The organism is Alteromonas aestuariivivens (assembly GCF_003367475.1).
In the GTDB taxonomy this organism is placed as follows: Bacteria; Pseudomonadota; Gammaproteobacteria; order Enterobacterales; family Alteromonadaceae; genus Alteromonas; species Alteromonas aestuariivivens.
The window spans coordinates 34,500-49,914 of sequence record NZ_QRHA01000008.1; the positions used below are offsets into that span (position 1 = coordinate 34,500).

Annotated in this window: 16 protein-coding genes; 14 read left to right on the forward strand and 2 right to left on the reverse strand. The window is 48.3% G+C overall.

Features of this window, described 5'->3' with window-relative positions; genetic code table 11:
• Window positions 1-41 precede the first annotated feature (41 nt).
• Both dnaN and dnaA read right to left on the reverse strand, forming a co-directional pair.
• Complete coding sequence (gene dnaN, locus DXV75_RS11920) at window positions 42-1,145, reverse strand: DNA polymerase III subunit beta (RefSeq protein WP_115593652.1); 1,104 nt, start codon at window positions 1,143-1,145, stop codon at window positions 42-44.
• Window positions 1,146-1,175: 30 nt separating this feature from the next.
• Entirely contained in the window at window positions 1,176-2,630 is a 1,455-nt protein-coding gene (gene dnaA / locus DXV75_RS11925) for a chromosomal replication initiator protein DnaA (RefSeq protein ID WP_115593653.1), read from the reverse strand.
• A 646-nt stretch (window positions 2,631-3,276) separates the two neighbouring features.
• On the opposite strand from dnaA, the gene rpmH reads away from it, so the two are divergent.
• From rpmH to DXV75_RS12000, 14 genes are all read left to right on the forward strand, one after another.
• Entirely contained in the window at window positions 3,277-3,411 is a 135-nt protein-coding gene (gene rpmH / locus DXV75_RS11935; protein WP_014290886.1) for a 50S ribosomal protein L34, read from the forward strand.
• 15 nt (window positions 3,412-3,426) lie between these two features.
• Complete coding sequence (gene rnpA / locus DXV75_RS11940; RefSeq protein ID WP_115593655.1) at window positions 3,427-3,783, forward strand: ribonuclease P protein component; 357 nt, start codon at window positions 3,427-3,429, stop codon at window positions 3,781-3,783.
• Window positions 3,771-4,019, forward strand: coding sequence for a membrane protein insertion efficiency factor YidD (yidD, locus tag DXV75_RS11945; protein WP_245953207.1), 249 nt, complete (start codon window positions 3,771-3,773; stop codon window positions 4,017-4,019). The genes rnpA and yidD overlap by 13 nt, the downstream gene beginning before the upstream one ends.
• A gap of 10 nt (window positions 4,020-4,029) precedes the next feature.
• Window positions 4,030-5,718 carry a membrane protein insertase YidC gene (gene yidC, locus DXV75_RS11950; protein ID WP_115593657.1) on the forward strand — a complete coding sequence of 563 codons (1,689 nt, stop codon included), beginning with the start codon at window positions 4,030-4,032 and terminating at the stop codon, window positions 5,716-5,718.
• 57 nt (window positions 5,719-5,775) lie between these two features.
• Window positions 5,776-6,258: a YajQ family cyclic di-GMP-binding protein gene (locus tag DXV75_RS11955; protein WP_115593658.1), complete on the forward strand. Its 483-nt coding sequence runs from the start codon at window positions 5,776-5,778 to the stop codon at window positions 6,256-6,258.
• Window positions 6,259-6,261: 3 nt separating this feature from the next.
• Complete coding sequence (mnmE, locus tag DXV75_RS11960; RefSeq protein ID WP_115593659.1) at window positions 6,262-7,656, forward strand: tRNA uridine-5-carboxymethylaminomethyl(34) synthesis GTPase MnmE; 1,395 nt, start codon at window positions 6,262-6,264, stop codon at window positions 7,654-7,656.
• A 104-nt stretch (window positions 7,657-7,760) separates the two neighbouring features.
• Complete coding sequence (gene mioC, locus DXV75_RS11965) at window positions 7,761-8,192, forward strand: FMN-binding protein MioC (protein ID WP_115593660.1); 432 nt, start codon at window positions 7,761-7,763, stop codon at window positions 8,190-8,192.
• An 8-nt stretch (window positions 8,193-8,200) separates the two neighbouring features.
• The gene (locus DXV75_RS11970) at window positions 8,201-8,872 is read left to right on the forward strand and encodes a DnaT-like ssDNA-binding domain-containing protein (protein ID WP_115593661.1); all 672 of its coding nucleotides are present in this window, start codon (window positions 8,201-8,203) and stop codon (window positions 8,870-8,872) included.
• A gap of 5 nt (window positions 8,873-8,877) precedes the next feature.
• On the forward strand, window positions 8,878-9,699 hold the full coding sequence (locus tag DXV75_RS11975) for a DnaA ATPase domain-containing protein (protein WP_115593662.1): 822 nt from the start codon (window positions 8,878-8,880) through the stop codon (window positions 9,697-9,699).
• 67 nt (window positions 9,700-9,766) lie between these two features.
• The gene (locus DXV75_RS11980; RefSeq protein ID WP_115593663.1) at window positions 9,767-10,531 is read left to right on the forward strand and encodes a DUF4097 family beta strand repeat-containing protein; all 765 of its coding nucleotides are present in this window, start codon (window positions 9,767-9,769) and stop codon (window positions 10,529-10,531) included.
• Window positions 10,532-11,049: 518 nt separating this feature from the next.
• The gene (mnmG, locus tag DXV75_RS11985) at window positions 11,050-12,951 is read left to right on the forward strand and encodes a tRNA uridine-5-carboxymethylaminomethyl(34) synthesis enzyme MnmG (protein WP_115593664.1); all 1,902 of its coding nucleotides are present in this window, start codon (window positions 11,050-11,052) and stop codon (window positions 12,949-12,951) included.
• The gene (gene rsmG, locus DXV75_RS11990) at window positions 12,948-13,592 is read left to right on the forward strand and encodes a 16S rRNA (guanine(527)-N(7))-methyltransferase RsmG (RefSeq protein WP_245953192.1); all 645 of its coding nucleotides are present in this window, start codon (window positions 12,948-12,950) and stop codon (window positions 13,590-13,592) included. The genes mnmG and rsmG overlap by 4 nt, the downstream gene beginning before the upstream one ends.
• Window positions 13,593-13,603: 11 nt before the next feature.
• Window positions 13,604-14,398, forward strand: coding sequence for a ParA family protein (locus DXV75_RS11995; protein ID WP_115593666.1), 795 nt, complete (start codon window positions 13,604-13,606; stop codon window positions 14,396-14,398).
• A 62-nt stretch (window positions 14,399-14,460) separates the two neighbouring features.
• Window positions 14,461-15,336, forward strand: a complete 876-nt coding sequence (locus DXV75_RS12000; RefSeq protein ID WP_115593667.1) for a ParB/RepB/Spo0J family partition protein — start codon at window positions 14,461-14,463, stop codon at window positions 15,334-15,336.
• The last annotated feature ends 79 nt before the right edge of the window (window positions 15,337-15,415 follow it).

The window sequence follows — 15,415 nt, forward strand, 5'->3', positions numbered from 1 at the left end:
CGAAAAACCTATATTCTCCGAACCCCGGAGTTTCACTCCGTCTAGAGCCGCATGGGCATGATTACATAGAGTGCGGCGTCATCTTCAGCATCTTCTATCAAAGCAGAAGAATTCGAATCGGATAAGGTAATTTTTACTCTATCTGTTACCAGTGCGTTCAATACATCAATCAGATAAGCCACGTTGAAACCAATTTCAAGACTGTCACCCTGGTAATCAACATCAACGATTTCTTCGGCCTCTTCCTGCTCAGGATTGTTGGCAGTAATCTTGAGTTCCCCGGAAGACAAATTTAAACGAACACCACGAAATTTTTCATTAGACAAAATGGCAGCACGTGAAAATGCCTCTTTCAACACTGCCTTGCTTGCAAGAACAGTTTTATCACCGTCTTTAGGCAATACCCTGCGATAATCAGGAAACCTGCCGTCTACCAACTTACTGGTAAAAATAAATTCATTTGAAAACAGACGCAGATGATTAGCGCCGATCTGAATTTTTAGCAGCCTGTCTTCCTCACCGATAAGACGGGAAATCTCCAGTACCCCTTTACGCGGGATAATAACCTGTCTAGCAGGCAACGTACTATTATTGTATTCAAGACGACACAAAGCCAATCGATGCCCATCAGTCGCAACTGTGCGAACCAGGTGGTCCTCGGTTTCCAGAGACATTCCGTTCAAATAATACCGAACGTCCTGCTGTGCCATTGAAAAATGTGAACTGTCTATAAGACGCTTTAAATCGCTGCAGGAAACTTCGAACTCAACCTCACCTTCCCAATCTTCAAGGTTTGGATAATCACTGGCGGAAAGCGTAGAAAGCGTGTAGCGGCCTCTTCCAGCCCGAATTAATGCTTTGTTACCGTCAACAGAGAAATCAATACTCGCGCCATCAGACAAACCACGACAAATATCAAAAAGTTTCTTTGCCGGAACGGTAATCTCGCCTTCCGCAAAATCACCTTCCAACTGAACACTGGCAATCAGTTCAACTTCCAGATCTGTACCAGTCAGCCAAAGTGCACCTTCGCTCACCTTAATCAGAACATTAGACAGAATCGGTAACGTGTGGCGACGCTCAACGGCACCGGAAACCAGTTGCAAGGGTTGTAAAAATTTCTCGCGGCTGATGGTAAATTTCATCGATTTCTTTTCTCGCCTCGTAGTACAAATTTAAGAAGACAAAGTCCGTATGAGATTCTTATAGTCTTCTTTTATATCATGACTTTCCTCTCTAAGCTGCTCTATTTTACGACAGGCATGCAACACAGTAGTGTGGTCCCTGCCACCAAAGGCATTTCCCAGTTCAGGTAAGCTATGATTGGTCAGTTCCTTTGCGAGTGCCATGGCAACTTGCCGTGGTCGCGCAACACTCCGATTACGGCGCTTTGAAAGGATATCTGCAACCTTGATTTTATAATAGTCGGCGACAGTTTTTTGAATATTATCAACGGTAACCAGTTTTTCCTGTAACGCGAGCAAATCCCGAAGCGCTTCACGGACGAAATCAATGGTTATTGGGCGGCCGGTAAAATTCGCATTTGCAATTACACGGTTCAACGCGCCTTCAAGTTCCCGTACATTAGAGCGCAGCCGTTTGGCAATAAAGAAAGCGACTTCATTAGGCAAGTGGATTCGATTCTCGGCAGCCTTACGCATCAAAATCGCCACACGGGTTTCCAGTTCAGGGGGTTCGATCGCAATCGTCAACCCCCAACCAAAACGAGACTTAAGTCTGTCTTCAACGCCGTCAATCTCTTTAGGGTAACGGTCAGAAGTAAGAATAATCTGCTGGTTGCCTTCCAACAAAGCGTTAAACGTATGAAAAAATTCTTCCTGCGACCGTTCCTTATTCGCAAAAAACTGAATGTCATCAATCAGTAATGCGTCAACTGAACGATAAAAGCGCTTAAAATCTTCAATGGCATTATTTTGCAGTGCCTTAACCATGTCCTGAACAAAACGCTCTGAATGCATATAAACAATTTTGGCATCGGGACGATTGGCGATAATACCATTGCCTACCGCATGCAATAAGTGCGTTTTACCCAGGCCCGTACCACCGTAAATAAACAATGGGTTGTACGACCCCCCTGGATTATTCGCAACCTGTGTTGCAGCCGCTCGGGCAAGCTGGTTGGACTTACCTTCTACAAAGTTATCAAACTGATAATTGGGATTAATATTGCTTTTGTGCTTCATACCCTCAGGGATCGGCACTACATTAGGTGTGAAGGATGCGTTCGATCCGGGTCTGGAAGACACCTCTGCTGCAGGGCTGACTGCTGCAACCGGTACGTTAACCTGATGCGATGATAACGACGATGTACCACCCACAGAATTTACCGAGGGCGAGCGGGTAGAATTACCTGTTAAAACAGACTGTTGTCTGCTCAGAACCTCCAACCGCAATTGAGGAATCTCGTCCGGACGACTGAACTCGGAAAACAACTCGGTAATTTTATCCCGGTATTTATCCCGAACCCAATCGAGAATGAACCGATTCGGAGCCAGCAAAGTGATCACACCGTCATCCTCTTGAGAGGTCAATGGTCTTATCCACATACTAAACTGCTGCGTGGGCAATTCTTGACGCAATCGGTCAAGACACTGATTCCATAAAGACATGGTACTATTGGCTCCAACTTTCGCTTTGAATGCCAATATTACTTTGGACAATAGCCATACAATGCCAAACAGACTGACGCGTCGTTTAGCACTAATATTGGGTAACAGCGATAAGAATTGTTTTAATAATTTTATTGCTGTGGATTATCCACCTAAGCAGGCCAAATGTAAATCTTGATCTTTTATGATCTTTACGATCTTGCTGATATATTTTTGTATTTATTGAGTTTTATTGTTTTTTCACGCTATAACGATCGCAGTTCCCCAATCTACTGTATCCATGATCAGTGCGCCAGATCAGGGCGATTTTTCGGTTCAATTCGCGAAAATTCAAGCACCTCTGTGGATAAATCAACTTTAGTTAATGGTTTATTCACATTTCATTCATTTGACTTATCCATCCTGGCACGAAATTATCCGGTTATTGGAGCTACCTGGATATTATTCAGTCATTTTGACGCTTTAATCTGCGCATAATTTACCTTTTATCATTGACACAATGCCTCGAGATCTCTAGAATTCAGCGTCCTTTTTGGATGGACATCAAAAAACGTCCGCTTTTGCTGAGGATCTACACATCCAAAGTATAAAGACCCGTTTTAGCTAACTGTCCACGTTTAACTCGAACTTAAGTGAGACTTTGGTCATGAAAAGAACATTTCAACCGAGCAACTTGAAGCGCAAGCGTTCTCACGGTTTCCGTGCTCGTATGGCGACTAAAAATGGTCGTAAAGTACTAGCGGCTCGCCGTGCTAAAGGTCGCGCTCGCCTTTCTGCTTAATGGTATTATCCCAAAGTGGGCGAAAATCAGTTTTCCAGGGAGTTGCGTCTGTTAACTCCCTCCCACTTTACTTATGTGTTTAACGACGCAATTCCTGCAGTTTCTTCCTCTTTTACTCTTCTTGCCAGACACAACCAGTCCAAAGCTCCCCGCTTAGGTATCACACTTGCCAAAAAGCGCATTCGCAAAGCACACGAACGAAACCGACTGAAACGACTGATTCGCGAAAGCTTTCGTCATCAGGCAAAACATTTGCCGAATATCGACATCATCGTTATTGGTAAGTCCGGTGCGGATCAGCTCACTAATGAGGAAGTTTTTACAACACTGGACAAATTATGGAAAAAACTCGCCAGGCGCTGCGAAAAATAGCCATCGCCCTACCATTATTCCTTATCAAGTGTTATCAATGGATAGTTTCTCCCATGCTGGGACAGCGATGCCGCTTCCATCCATCCTGCTCACACTATGCGATAGAGGCATTAAATACCCGGGGATTGATAATTGGCGGTTGGTTATCCATTAAACGCATATTAAAATGCCACCCTTTGCACGCGGGTGGATACGACCCGGTACCGCAAGAACACAAAAACAAACACACTAAATAAAGAGACCCGTATGGAATCCCAACGCAGTTTTCTGATTATCGGCTTAGCCCTGGTCAGTTTTTTATTGTGGCAACAATGGCATGTAGACTATGGTCCGAAGCCGGTTGCACAAGAACAAACCCCATCACAAGCGCAGGCAACCAACTCCCAAAATGCCGGAGTTCCCTCTACCGTACCAGCGCAAGCCGATACTCTGAACCCCGAAAATACCAGTTCTGACGTTCCGGTATCAGACCAGGCTCAACCAGTGACTGACCAGATTTCATCACAATCTCGTTGGATACGGGTCGTTACCGACACCCTCGATGTTCAGATTGATTTGGTTGGCGGTGATGTGGTTTCAGCGGATCTCATGGACTTTCCGGTTACCCAAGGATCAGATGTGCCTTACAGCCTGTTGCGCCCTCAGGATGGCCTGTATGTGGCACAAAGCGGCCTTGTTGGCGCCAACGGACCGGACGGCAACCCTGCAGGCCGGCCTCGCTATAACACAGACGCCACCGAGTATGAACTTAGTGGCGACAGTCTTGAAATACCACTGAGCTGGCAAAGTGCTAATGGTATTCAAATAACCAAGACTTTTACCTTTTTTCGTGGCCGTCACGACGTGGATGTTTCCTATCATATCCTCAACCAATCCGGCCAGCTGGCAAGCTTCCAGCAGTACGCTCAACTGAAGCAGGTAACGGATCAGGAAGATGGCAATATGTTTATGCCCACCTACCGGGGTGCGGCTTACTCCACACAGGATGAGCGCTACGAGAAGTACACATTCGACGATATTGAAGACAACAATCTGCGTGAAACCACAACAGGTGGATGGGTTGGTATGCTGGAGCACTATTTTGTCTCAGCCTGGATCCCACCCCAGGAGCAGACCAACACCCTCTATTCGCTTCTGATTCAAAACCAGTACGCCATCATTGGTTACAAAGGCAGCCCGGTAACCGTAGCTGACAATGAGACACAAACCATTACCAGCCAGCTTTACATGGGCCCGAAAGATCAGGAAACCCTGGCAGGGCTGGCCCGTGGATTGGATCTTACTGTGGACTACGGCGTATTGTGGTGGATTTCACAACCGCTCTTTAGCTTACTCAAGTTCCTGCACAGCCTCGTAGGTAACTGGGGTGTGGCCATTATCCTGATCACCATTGTGGTGAAAGGTGCCATGTACTGGCTCACCAAGAAACAATACGAATCCATGGCCCGTTTACGCAGCCTGGCACCTAAGATGCAGCAGCTGAAAGACCGCTTTGGCGAAGATCGCCAAAAGATGTCCCAGGCCATGATGGAGCTTTACCGCAAGGAAAAAGTGAACCCAATGGGTGGCTGTCTTCCCTTGTTGCTGCAAATGCCTATTTTCCTGGCACTCTACTGGGTGCTGCTGGAAAGTGTGGAACTGCGCCATGCAGAATTCTTCCTGTGGATCACGGATTTATCCGTCAAAGACCCCTTCTTTGTACTTCCTGTACTGACCGGTGGAAGCATGTACCTTCTGCAGAAGTTGCAACCCACCACCGTTACCGACCCAATGCAGCAAAAAATCATGCAGTGGATGCCGGTCATGATGAGTGTGTTTTTCCTCTGGTTCCCTGCCGGTCTGGTACTGTACTGGCTGGTCAGCAACGTTATCACCCTGGTCCAGGCCAAGATGATTTACGCATCGATGGAAAAACGGGGTATTAAAACCCACTAGTTCAACATCATCAGCCCGCACCCGCGGGCTGATTTGTCAGATAAAAGGAGTAATCCTGTGCCATCATTTGATATTGTTTCAGAAATCAACATGGAAGAAGTACGTAACGCTACCGAAAATGCTTCCAGAGAGCTCTCTACCCGTTTCGACTTCCGCGGTGTGGAGGCCAGTTTTGAATTCAAGGACAAAACGGTCCTAATGACCGCAGAAGCGGAGTTTCAGTTGCAGCAAATGGACTCAATGTTTCGCACTGCCTGCTCAAAACGCAATCTGGACACTTCCGCCATGGACGTAAAGCCTTATGATCACCGCGGAAAAACATTCCGTCAGACCATTGCCTTCAAAGAAGGCATTGAACAGGCGATGGCAAAAAAGATTGTTAAACTGATCAAAGACGCCAAACTGAAGGTACAGACACAAATTCAGGGTGAGCAGCTACGAGTCACCGGCAAGAAGCGGGATGACTTGCAGGAAGCCATTGCGTTGGTGAAATCTTCTGATTTGGGCCAGCCTTTTCAGTTCACCAACTTCCGCGACTGATTTATGACCGTTTCAGACACATCCCTCAGCTCAGAAACCATTGTCGCCCAAGCCACCGCACCTGGTCGCGGCGGAGTGGGCATCGTGCGCGTATCAGGGCCACTGGCCACCAAGGTCGCCAGCAAACTGTTGGGCGTGTCTCTATCCCCAAGAACAGCAACCTATACGAGCTTTTATGATGCCAGCGGCGAAGAGATAGACCGCGGCATCGCCCTACTGTTTGTTGCGCCCCATTCCTTCACAGGTGAAGACGTACTTGAACTGCAGGGGCACGGCGGCCAGGTTGTTATGGACATGCTGATAGACGCTGTTCTGAATACTCCTGGTGTAAGGCTTGCACGCCCGGGAGAGTTCAGTGAACAGGCGTTTCTCAACGACAAACTCGATCTGACCCAAGCAGAGGCCATTGCGGATCTTATCGACGCCAGTTCCAAACAGGCAGCCAGAAGCGCCCTGCGCTCATTACAGGGGGCGTTTTCACAACAGGTTCATCAGTTGTCGGAGGCCATTATCCATTTGCGCATGTACGTGGAAGCCGCCATCGATTTTCCGGACGAAGAAATCGACTTTCTGTCTGACGGAAAGGTCGCTGGAGATTTATCAAGTATCCTGGAACAGATGAGCACCCTGATGGGAAAAGCCCAGCAGGGTGCACTGCTGCGTGAAGGAATGCAGGTAGTCATAGCTGGCAAGCCTAATGCAGGTAAGTCCAGCCTGCTTAATGCCCTGGCTGGAAAAGACAGCGCTATTGTGACTGACATCGCCGGCACTACCCGTGATGTATTAAAAGAACACATTCACATTAACGGCATGCCAATCCACATCATCGATACGGCCGGTCTGCGGGACAGCCCGGACAAAGTTGAACAAATTGGTATAGAAAGGGCCTGGCAGGCAATCCAGCAGGCAGACCGGGTTCTGTTTGTGGTCGACAGTACCCAAACTTCCGTCATAGACCCTTACGCCATCTGGCCAGAATTCATGCAAAAACTGCCTCCGGGCATCCCCACCACGGTAGTACGCAATAAAGCGGATCTGTCCGGAGAAACCGTCTCTGAGCAAATACTCGATACCGCGCACGGCAAGGTCAGTGTAATTGGCTTGTCAGCCAACACCGGCGATGGAATAGAATTGCTGAAAACCCATCTTGCCAATGCAATGGGTCTCGACAGTACTACGGAAGGCCAGTTTATTGCCCGGCGCCGGCACTTGGATGCCCTGACTCAGGCCAATGAGCATCTGGAAAACGGCAATCACCAGTTGCAGGCACACGTTGCTGGCGAGTTACTGGCGGAAGAGTTACGCCTGGCACATCAGGCATTATCAGAGATCACCGGCGAATTTACTTCAGATGACCTGTTGGGAAGAATCTTCTCGTCATTCTGTATTGGTAAGTAATCCAATTATCCTTCTTTGTCTGCCCCTGTTTCCGTGTTATTTTTGAACGACCATAACGACACAACGCATTACCGGGGCATTTGCCTCATCCAAGAAGTATTCCTATGTCAAAACACTACACTCTGATAGTTGGGTCGATGCTGGGAGCATCTGAGTACGTTGCCGATGCCCTGGCCGAGCAATTGCGTGAAGCAGGTCACCAAGTGAGTATTGAACTTGAACCAGACCTCACCACCATTAACCCGGGTTCGATTTGGGTGGTTATCACCTCAACCCATGGTGCCGGCGATCTCCCTGACAACATTCAATCGTTTGCGGCCCAACTTAAAAGTTCCAAACTTTCACAGGTAAATGCCTTTGTGATTGGCCTTGGCGACAGCAGTTACGATACTTTCTGCTATGGAGCAAAAACCATTGAAACTCTCTTGCAACAAAGTGGCGCGACCTTGTTAGATGCCCCGCTTCACATCGATGTACTTGACCACCCCATTCCTGAAGAAAAAGCTGTGGAATGGTTTGAAAGCCGTTTGGCGTGAAGTAACCCGTGTATACCCAGGCCGAAATTGACGCACTCAACACACCGCTGTGCAACGAATCCCGCGTACTCTATTGTCTGGGTTTGCGGCCCTGGGTCAATCCAGCCACTGCGACCACAGAGCCGCTAAACTACAAGATTCTGCTTTCACTGCTTAACGGTGAACATAGTCAGTCTGCCGAGCGCCCTTTTACATTAGGGCGCCAAATTAACCGGTTGCTTAAAAAACTCGAAAATGCGGGCCTGATAGCCCTCCCCACAGAGCTAACGTTTGAGCAGAATCTCAATGGTAAAGTCATCATACTGCCACTAACCCTGGTTGAAACTCAGCAATACGCGCAACTTCACCAGACAAGCTTTGCCATCTCGGTTCAATGGAAACCTGAACAGGAGCTGTACCAGGAACTGGCGGCATTACTGGGGATCATTGAGCACGAATACAACCAGGAAGACGTGGGCGAATTTATTGCCTACTGGTTGGGTCGTCCGCAGGCAGTGTTTAGCCAGTTCCAGTGGACACAAAAATTTGCCTACGCCATAAAACGCAAACGCACCGCCATGGGAATGGTTCCGGTCAAGAAAGTTGGAACCCAACAGGTGTCAGTTGCACCAACCCTCGAAGCCGACGATAATGCCCGTAAGTTAGTTGAAAAATATTCGTCTTCCAAAAAGGCGCCGTAACCATTATGCAGAACCTGAAAGACAAGATAGACCGTCTGGCCCGGGCGTTAGGAAAAGCACCGGAAAAAAACGACGAATACATCGACTACAAAACCCTGCGAAAACAATACGAACAGCAAGCCAATGCAGAGGTTTCACAACTTCAGCAACGGACTAAAAAAGAACGCATCAGCGCTCTTCACGGGCGTTCGGATCTGAATCCCAAATGGACTTTTGCCAACCTGGTTGAAGACAGTGACGACGTCATTGAAGCGGTCAGCATCGCACGTTCATTTATCGCCGCTCATGATGATGCAGCATGGCGTCAGGCAGGCTCCCATATGATGCTGTTTTACGGCGATTACGGTCGGGGCAAGTCACACATTGCCGGCGCCATCGCTCATCAGCTAATCGATCAGTTTGAAATTACCGTACTCTACCGGCAGCTTTCAACCTTACTGGAAATGCGCTATTTTTCTTATGATTTCAGTGCCCAGGACAACATAAGCCAAAAATTCCGTGAAGCTAACCAGGAACTTCTCGACGTCGATCTGCTGATCCTTGACGAAGTTTGTGTCAACGAAACCGTTTTAAAAAAGAACACTCAAAGCTGGCTCGGCAATCTGTTGCGCCAACGGCTGGTTAACAAGAAAAACTGCATTTTAATCACTAACCACAACCTCGCAGAACTGGAACACGCTTTAGGCCGTTATTGCTTTGAATCGATAAAGGAATACGATACCTACAAGGTACGCTTTTCAGGCCCAAGCCGCCGTGAAGGGCTGATTCCGGAACCTGCTGAAAGTCAGGATGTCACCCCAAGGTATCAGCCCAATCAGGTGCGCTGAACATTTAATTTAAACCTTTCAGGCTATTGTAGCGACAAAGTGAAAAACTACCTCGAGGAAATTCACTATGTCTGCTGTTTATCGACCCCTGTTATTGCTTATTGCCTTCGCCAGTTACGCTGCCACCGCCAAAAACATTGAACAAAGCTTTCCCGTGTCATCCGGCCAGCTTTTAACCCTGAAAACCGATCAGGGCCGCATTGAAGTACGAACCCACAGTCTCGAACAAATTGATGTTAATGTCTTTGTTGAAGGTGAACAGGAAGACGAATTTGATGTCAGTTTTACCCCTACAGGACAAGGCCTGCAAATTAATGGCGAAAAGACGTCTGAAAGCCACCACCGGCGACTTAAAGTAAGTTATGAGATAACCGTTCCTGAAAACTTCAATCTCGACCTGGACACATCTGGAGGCTCCATCTCCATAGATGACCTGAAAGGTAACGCAGAGGCACGCACTTCTGGTGGCTCCATTGCTGTTGGAGACATAAACGGTGATGTGGAATTACACACCTCGGGCGGATCTATTCAAACTGAAAACATCTATGGTGGGATAGACGCTCACACATCAGGTGGCAGTATCCGTGTGACCTTCGCGCACCAACCCACACAAAACGCTAGTCTAAGTACATCAGGAGGCTCAATCATTGCAAAATTACCCATGGATGCCACCTTTGATCTGAATGCAAGTACCAGTGGTGGCAAAGTGCGATCCGAATTTGAAGTTCAAGGTCAGATCAGGAAGCAATCGATCCGGGGTTCCGTAAATGGTGGCGGCCCAGAGCTGGCGCTACATACATCCGGTGGAAGTGTGCGTGTGGAAAAGATCTAATCCACAGTGAGATCCTGATCAAGCCCGCCAAAAACGGGCTTTTTTTGATCACGCCCTGGATCATACTGACAACTTATCCCCATCTGGATCACAACTTGATCAGGCCTGTGGACAAGATCCCCCAGACCACTGTGCATAAGCTTTGATCACGATCGGGGTAATTTTTTTCAAAACTGCCATTGTGGATAAAACAGCAGGTTACTCACAGGATCCGATCGGGGTTATGGATCGCTGCATCCCAAGCTTGTTAATCTTGTATTTAGCTGTTTTTATTAAAGAAAAACACATTATCAACAGATCCTTCGGATCCTAATAGAAATAAAAATAAAGAGATCTAAAAAGATCTTAAAGATATTAGCCACGATCCTGTTTGCTTCGCACAAATGGAATTGAAGAAAATTTAACCGTTTTCTTTGTCTGATAACTTAGCTAAAATACGCGCCCCTTTTTAGCACCTCGCTATTTTCCAGCAGTTAGCTAATAAATTTGACCAGGTTCGTTTTTGTTTGAGGTTAACCATGTTCTATCAACAAGAGTTTGATGTCATCGTTGTCGGTGGCGGTCACGCTGGTACTGAAGCGGCTTTAGCTGCAGCGCGCATGGGTTCGTCAACATTACTGTTAACCCACAATCTGGAAACCATTGGTCAGATGTCCTGTAATCCAGCGATCGGTGGTATTGGCAAAGGCCACCTAGTCAAAGAAATTGACGCTCTTGGCGGGGCAATGGGACTGGCCACCGATCACGGTGGGATCCAGTTTCGCACACTCAATTCCAGTAAAGGGCCGGCAGTCCGCGCTACCCGTGCCCAGGCCGACAGATCCCTGTATCGTCTGGCAATCCGTCATGCGGTTGAAAACCAGCCCAATCTGACGCTGTTTCAGCAGAGCTGTGACGATTTGATCGTGGAGAACGATCGGGTGTGCGGTGTTGTTACTCAGATGGGCCTGAAATTCAGGGCAAAATCTGTTGTGCTCACAGCCGGAACCTTTCTGGGTGGAACCATCCACATAGGTCTTGAAAACTACCGTGGTGGCCGGGCTGGTGATCCACCATCACTGGCACTGGCTGCACGTTTGAGAGAGCTGCCATTTCGTGTTGATCGGCTGAAAACGGGTACGCCTGCCCGCCTCGATGCCCGTACACTGGATTTCAGTGTGATGCAGGCGCAACCGGGTGATGAGCCCGTGCCAGTATTCAGTTTCATGGGAAGTCGGGAAATGCATCCCCGTCAGATCTCGTGTTACATCACACACACCAACGAAAGAACCCACGAGATCATTCGCGGCGGTCTGGATCGTTCACCCATGTTTACCGGTGTTATCGAAGGTATCGGGCCGCGTTATTGCCCCAGTATTGAAGATAAAATTACCCGTTTCGCCGATAAATCTTCACATCAGATTTTCGTTGAGCCGGAAGGGCTTAACAGCATTGAAGTCTACCCCAACGGCATTTCAACCAGTCTGCCGTTTGATGTGCAGGTCAACCTAGTGCGCTCGATTAAGGGGTTTGAAAATGCCCACATCATTCGCCCCGGCTACGCCATTGAGTATGATTACTTTGATCCAAGGGATCTGAAACAGACTCTGGAGACCAAATTCATTCAGGGGTTGTTTTTTGCCGGTCAAATCAATGGTACAACCGGTTATGAGGAAGCGGGAGCCCAAGGCTTGATAGCGGGCGCAAATGCGGCATTGCAGGCTGCAGGCAAGGAGCCTTTGACCTTGCGTCGAGATCAGGCGTATATGGGCGTACTCATTGACGATCTGGCGACCATGGGCACCAAAGAGCCATATCGTATGTTTACCAGCCGCGCGGAATACCGTTTGCTGCTGCGCGAAGACAATGCCGATATTCGACTGACCGCAGTAGGCCGTGAAGTTGGGCTGGTAGACGACCAACGCTGGGCTGCTTTCAATGCTAAAATTGAAATGGTTGAGCAGGAACAGCAACGACTGCGCGGGCAGTGGGTCCATCCTGAACACGCCGCCGTGTCTCAACTTAATGAGCATCTGAAAAATCCAATCAGTCGTGAGCATTCGCTGGAAGAACTGATTCGCCGCCCTGAAATGACTTATGAGCAGCTGATGTCGATTGAGGGAATTGGCCCGGGGTTAGCCGATCCGGTTGCGGCTGAGCAGGTGGAGATCCAGATTAAGTATGCAGGTTACATTACCCGGCAACTTGATGAAATTGCTAAAACCCAGCGGCATGAAAATACACTGTTACCAGTGGACTTTGATTTCTCAAAGATTTCCGGCCTGTCAAACGAGGTAGTGGCGAAACTCAGTGATGCGCGCCCGGAAACTATTGGTAAGGCTGCGCGTATTTCTGGTATAACCCCGGCGGCAATTTCGTTATTGCTGGTTTATCTGAAAAAGCACGGAATGTTGCGCAAGCAGGAGCAAAAATCAGCGTGAGTGAAGCGGTAAATCCTCAGCAGCTACAGAGCATTTTACAATCCGGTCTTGAAACCCTTGATTGTGCACTTTCTGAAAGTCAGCAGCATCAGCTGATCAGCTATGTGGCGCTTATGCACAAGTGGAACAAGGCGTACAATCTTACTTCGGTTCGCAGCCCTGATCAGATGATGGTTAAGCATGTTCTGGATTCACTTGCCGTGATCCCGTATGTAAGCGCAAAGTGTGTGATTGATGTAGGCACTGGGCCTGGGTTACCGGGTATTCCACTGGCAATCGCCTTGCCTGAGGTTCAGTTTGTATTACTCGACAGTCTGGGTAAGCGCGTACGGTTTATGAAGCAGGTGGCTTTTGAACTGGGGCTTAAAAATGTGGAACCTGTGCATGCCCGGGTTGAAGAGCATCAACCTGATTTCCATTACGATTTAGTCCTCAGCCGCGCTTTCGCTTCGCTAAAAGATATGTTGCACTGGTGTCAGCATCTGGTAGATTCTCAGGGAGCGTTTTTGGCGCTTAAAGGGCAGTATCCGCATGACGAACTTAAGGAAGTAAGTGAACACTTTCATGTTCAAGCCGTGAACGAACTGACGGTACCTGGGTTAATTGGGGAACGCCATCTCGTCACGATCAAAAAAGCGTAACAGGATTCACAGTGGCAAAGGTTATCGCAATAGCAAACCAGAAAGGTGGCGTGGGTAAAACCACGACAGCCGTTAATGTGGCAGCATCTATGGCAGCGACCAAGCGCAAGGTGTTGCTCATTGATCTCGACCCTCAGGGCAATGCCACCATGGGTAGCGGTGTAGACAAATACGACGTTGATGCCACCAGTTATGAGTTGTTGATCGAAGATAAACCGGTGAATGAGGTGATTGTGCCGGAAACCACCGGAAAGTACGATTTGATCGCTGCAAACGGCGACGTAACAGCGGCTGAAATCAAACTGATGGAGCTGTTTGCCCGTGAAGTACGTCTTCGAAATGCGCTGAAGCCAGTCCTCGAACACTACGATTTTATTTTTATCGACTGTCCTCCTTCTTTGAATCAATTGACCGTTAATGCGCTGGCTGCGGCCGATTCCGTGCTGGTTCCAATGCAATGTGAGTATTATGCGCTTGAGGGCCTGACTGCCCTGATGGATACTATCCAGAAGCTGGCGTCGGTGGTTAACCCCAATCTGAAAATAGAAGGGGTGCTCAGAACCATGTATGATCCCCGTAATCGCCTGGCCAACGATGTGTCTGAGCAGCTTAAACGTCATTTTGGTGAGCAGGTATACCGTACCGTGATTCCCCGTAATGTTCGGTTAGCGGAAGCGCCAAGTTTTGGTGCTCCGGCAATGTATTACGACAAATCCTCCACTGGTGCCAAAGCCTATCTTGCGTTGGCCGGAGAGATTTTAAGACGAAGGGACAAAACATTACAGACTCCGGCCAAGGCCAGTTGAAGTCTGCCGCGTGACCATTCCCTGCTGGGAAACACGCCTGCGCTATAGTCATTGAGGAAACTATGTCTGCAAAAAAAAGAGGACTCGGACGAGGTCTGGACGCGTTATTGGCGACCAGCCAGTCCTCAGCCCGAAAAGAAACTGACGACACGAGCAGCCCGGTTAACAGTGAATTAAGCAAGCTGCCGATTGAATTTCTTACTCCCGGCAAATATCAGCCCCGAAAAGACATGTCGCCTGAAGCGCTGGAAGAACTGGCTTCATCCATCCGTTCGCAGGGTATCATTCAACCTATCGTAGTTCGCCAGCTTGGCCATGAGCGCTATGAAATAATTGCCGGAGAACGCCGTTGGCGGGCCTCTCAGTTAGCTCAGCTTGATGTGGTTCCGTGCCTGATCAAAGACGTTCCGGATGAAGCGGCCGTAGCCATTGCTCTGATTGAGAATATTCAGCGCGAAGATTTAAACGCTATGGAAGAAGCCCAGGCATTGGACAGGCTGATGAACGAATTTGAGCTGACCCATGCTGAAGTGGCGGAAGCGGTGGGTAAGTCCCGTACTACTGTGACTAACCTGTTGCGTCTGAATAACCTCAATGAAGACGTTAAACTTCTGGTGGAACATGGTGACATTGAAATGGGTCACGCACGTGCTTTACTGGGGCTACAGGGAGAAAGCCAGTCCGAGGCAGCACAGATCGTCTCAGGTAAAGGCCTCACAGTGAGGGATACAGAGAAGCTGGTACGTAAATTTTTGGAACCCGCAAAACCCAAACCGGAGAAAAAAATCGATCCGGATGTGCAAAGTCTGGTAACTGGACTGTCTGAACGCTTGGGTGCCCAGGTCAGCATTGACCATAACGCCAGAGGCAAGGGTAAACTTGTGATCAATTTCAATGACCTTGATCAACTCGACGGGATCCTCTCCCGAATTGAATAATTTACATTTGTTTAAAAAATAAACAATGGTAGTCTAATCTTCGCTCCTCGGTCCCGCAGAGCGAAGAAGTCTTCGTCAA

Coding starts and splice junctions, on each gene's coding strand:
- dnaN (WP_115593652.1), bottom strand. CDS start 1,145: ATGAAATTTACCATCAGCCGCGAGAAATTTTTACAACCCTTGCAACTG.
- dnaA (WP_115593653.1), bottom strand. CDS start 2,630: ATGTCTTTATGGAATCAGTGTCTTGACCGATTGCGTCAAGAATTGCCC.
- rpmH (WP_014290886.1), top strand. CDS start 3,277: ATGAAAAGAACATTTCAACCGAGCAACTTGAAGCGCAAGCGTTCTCAC.
- yidC (WP_115593657.1), top strand. CDS start 4,030: ATGGAATCCCAACGCAGTTTTCTGATTATCGGCTTAGCCCTGGTCAGT.
- mnmE (WP_115593659.1), top strand. CDS start 6,262: ATGACCGTTTCAGACACATCCCTCAGCTCAGAAACCATTGTCGCCCAA.
- mioC (WP_115593660.1), top strand. CDS start 7,761: ATGTCAAAACACTACACTCTGATAGTTGGGTCGATGCTGGGAGCATCT.
- DXV75_RS11975 (WP_115593662.1), top strand. CDS start 8,878: ATGCAGAACCTGAAAGACAAGATAGACCGTCTGGCCCGGGCGTTAGGA.
- DXV75_RS11980 (WP_115593663.1), top strand. CDS start 9,767: ATGTCTGCTGTTTATCGACCCCTGTTATTGCTTATTGCCTTCGCCAGT.
- mnmG (WP_115593664.1), top strand. CDS start 11,050: ATGTTCTATCAACAAGAGTTTGATGTCATCGTTGTCGGTGGCGGTCAC.
- DXV75_RS12000 (WP_115593667.1), top strand. CDS start 14,461: ATGTCTGCAAAAAAAAGAGGACTCGGACGAGGTCTGGACGCGTTATTG.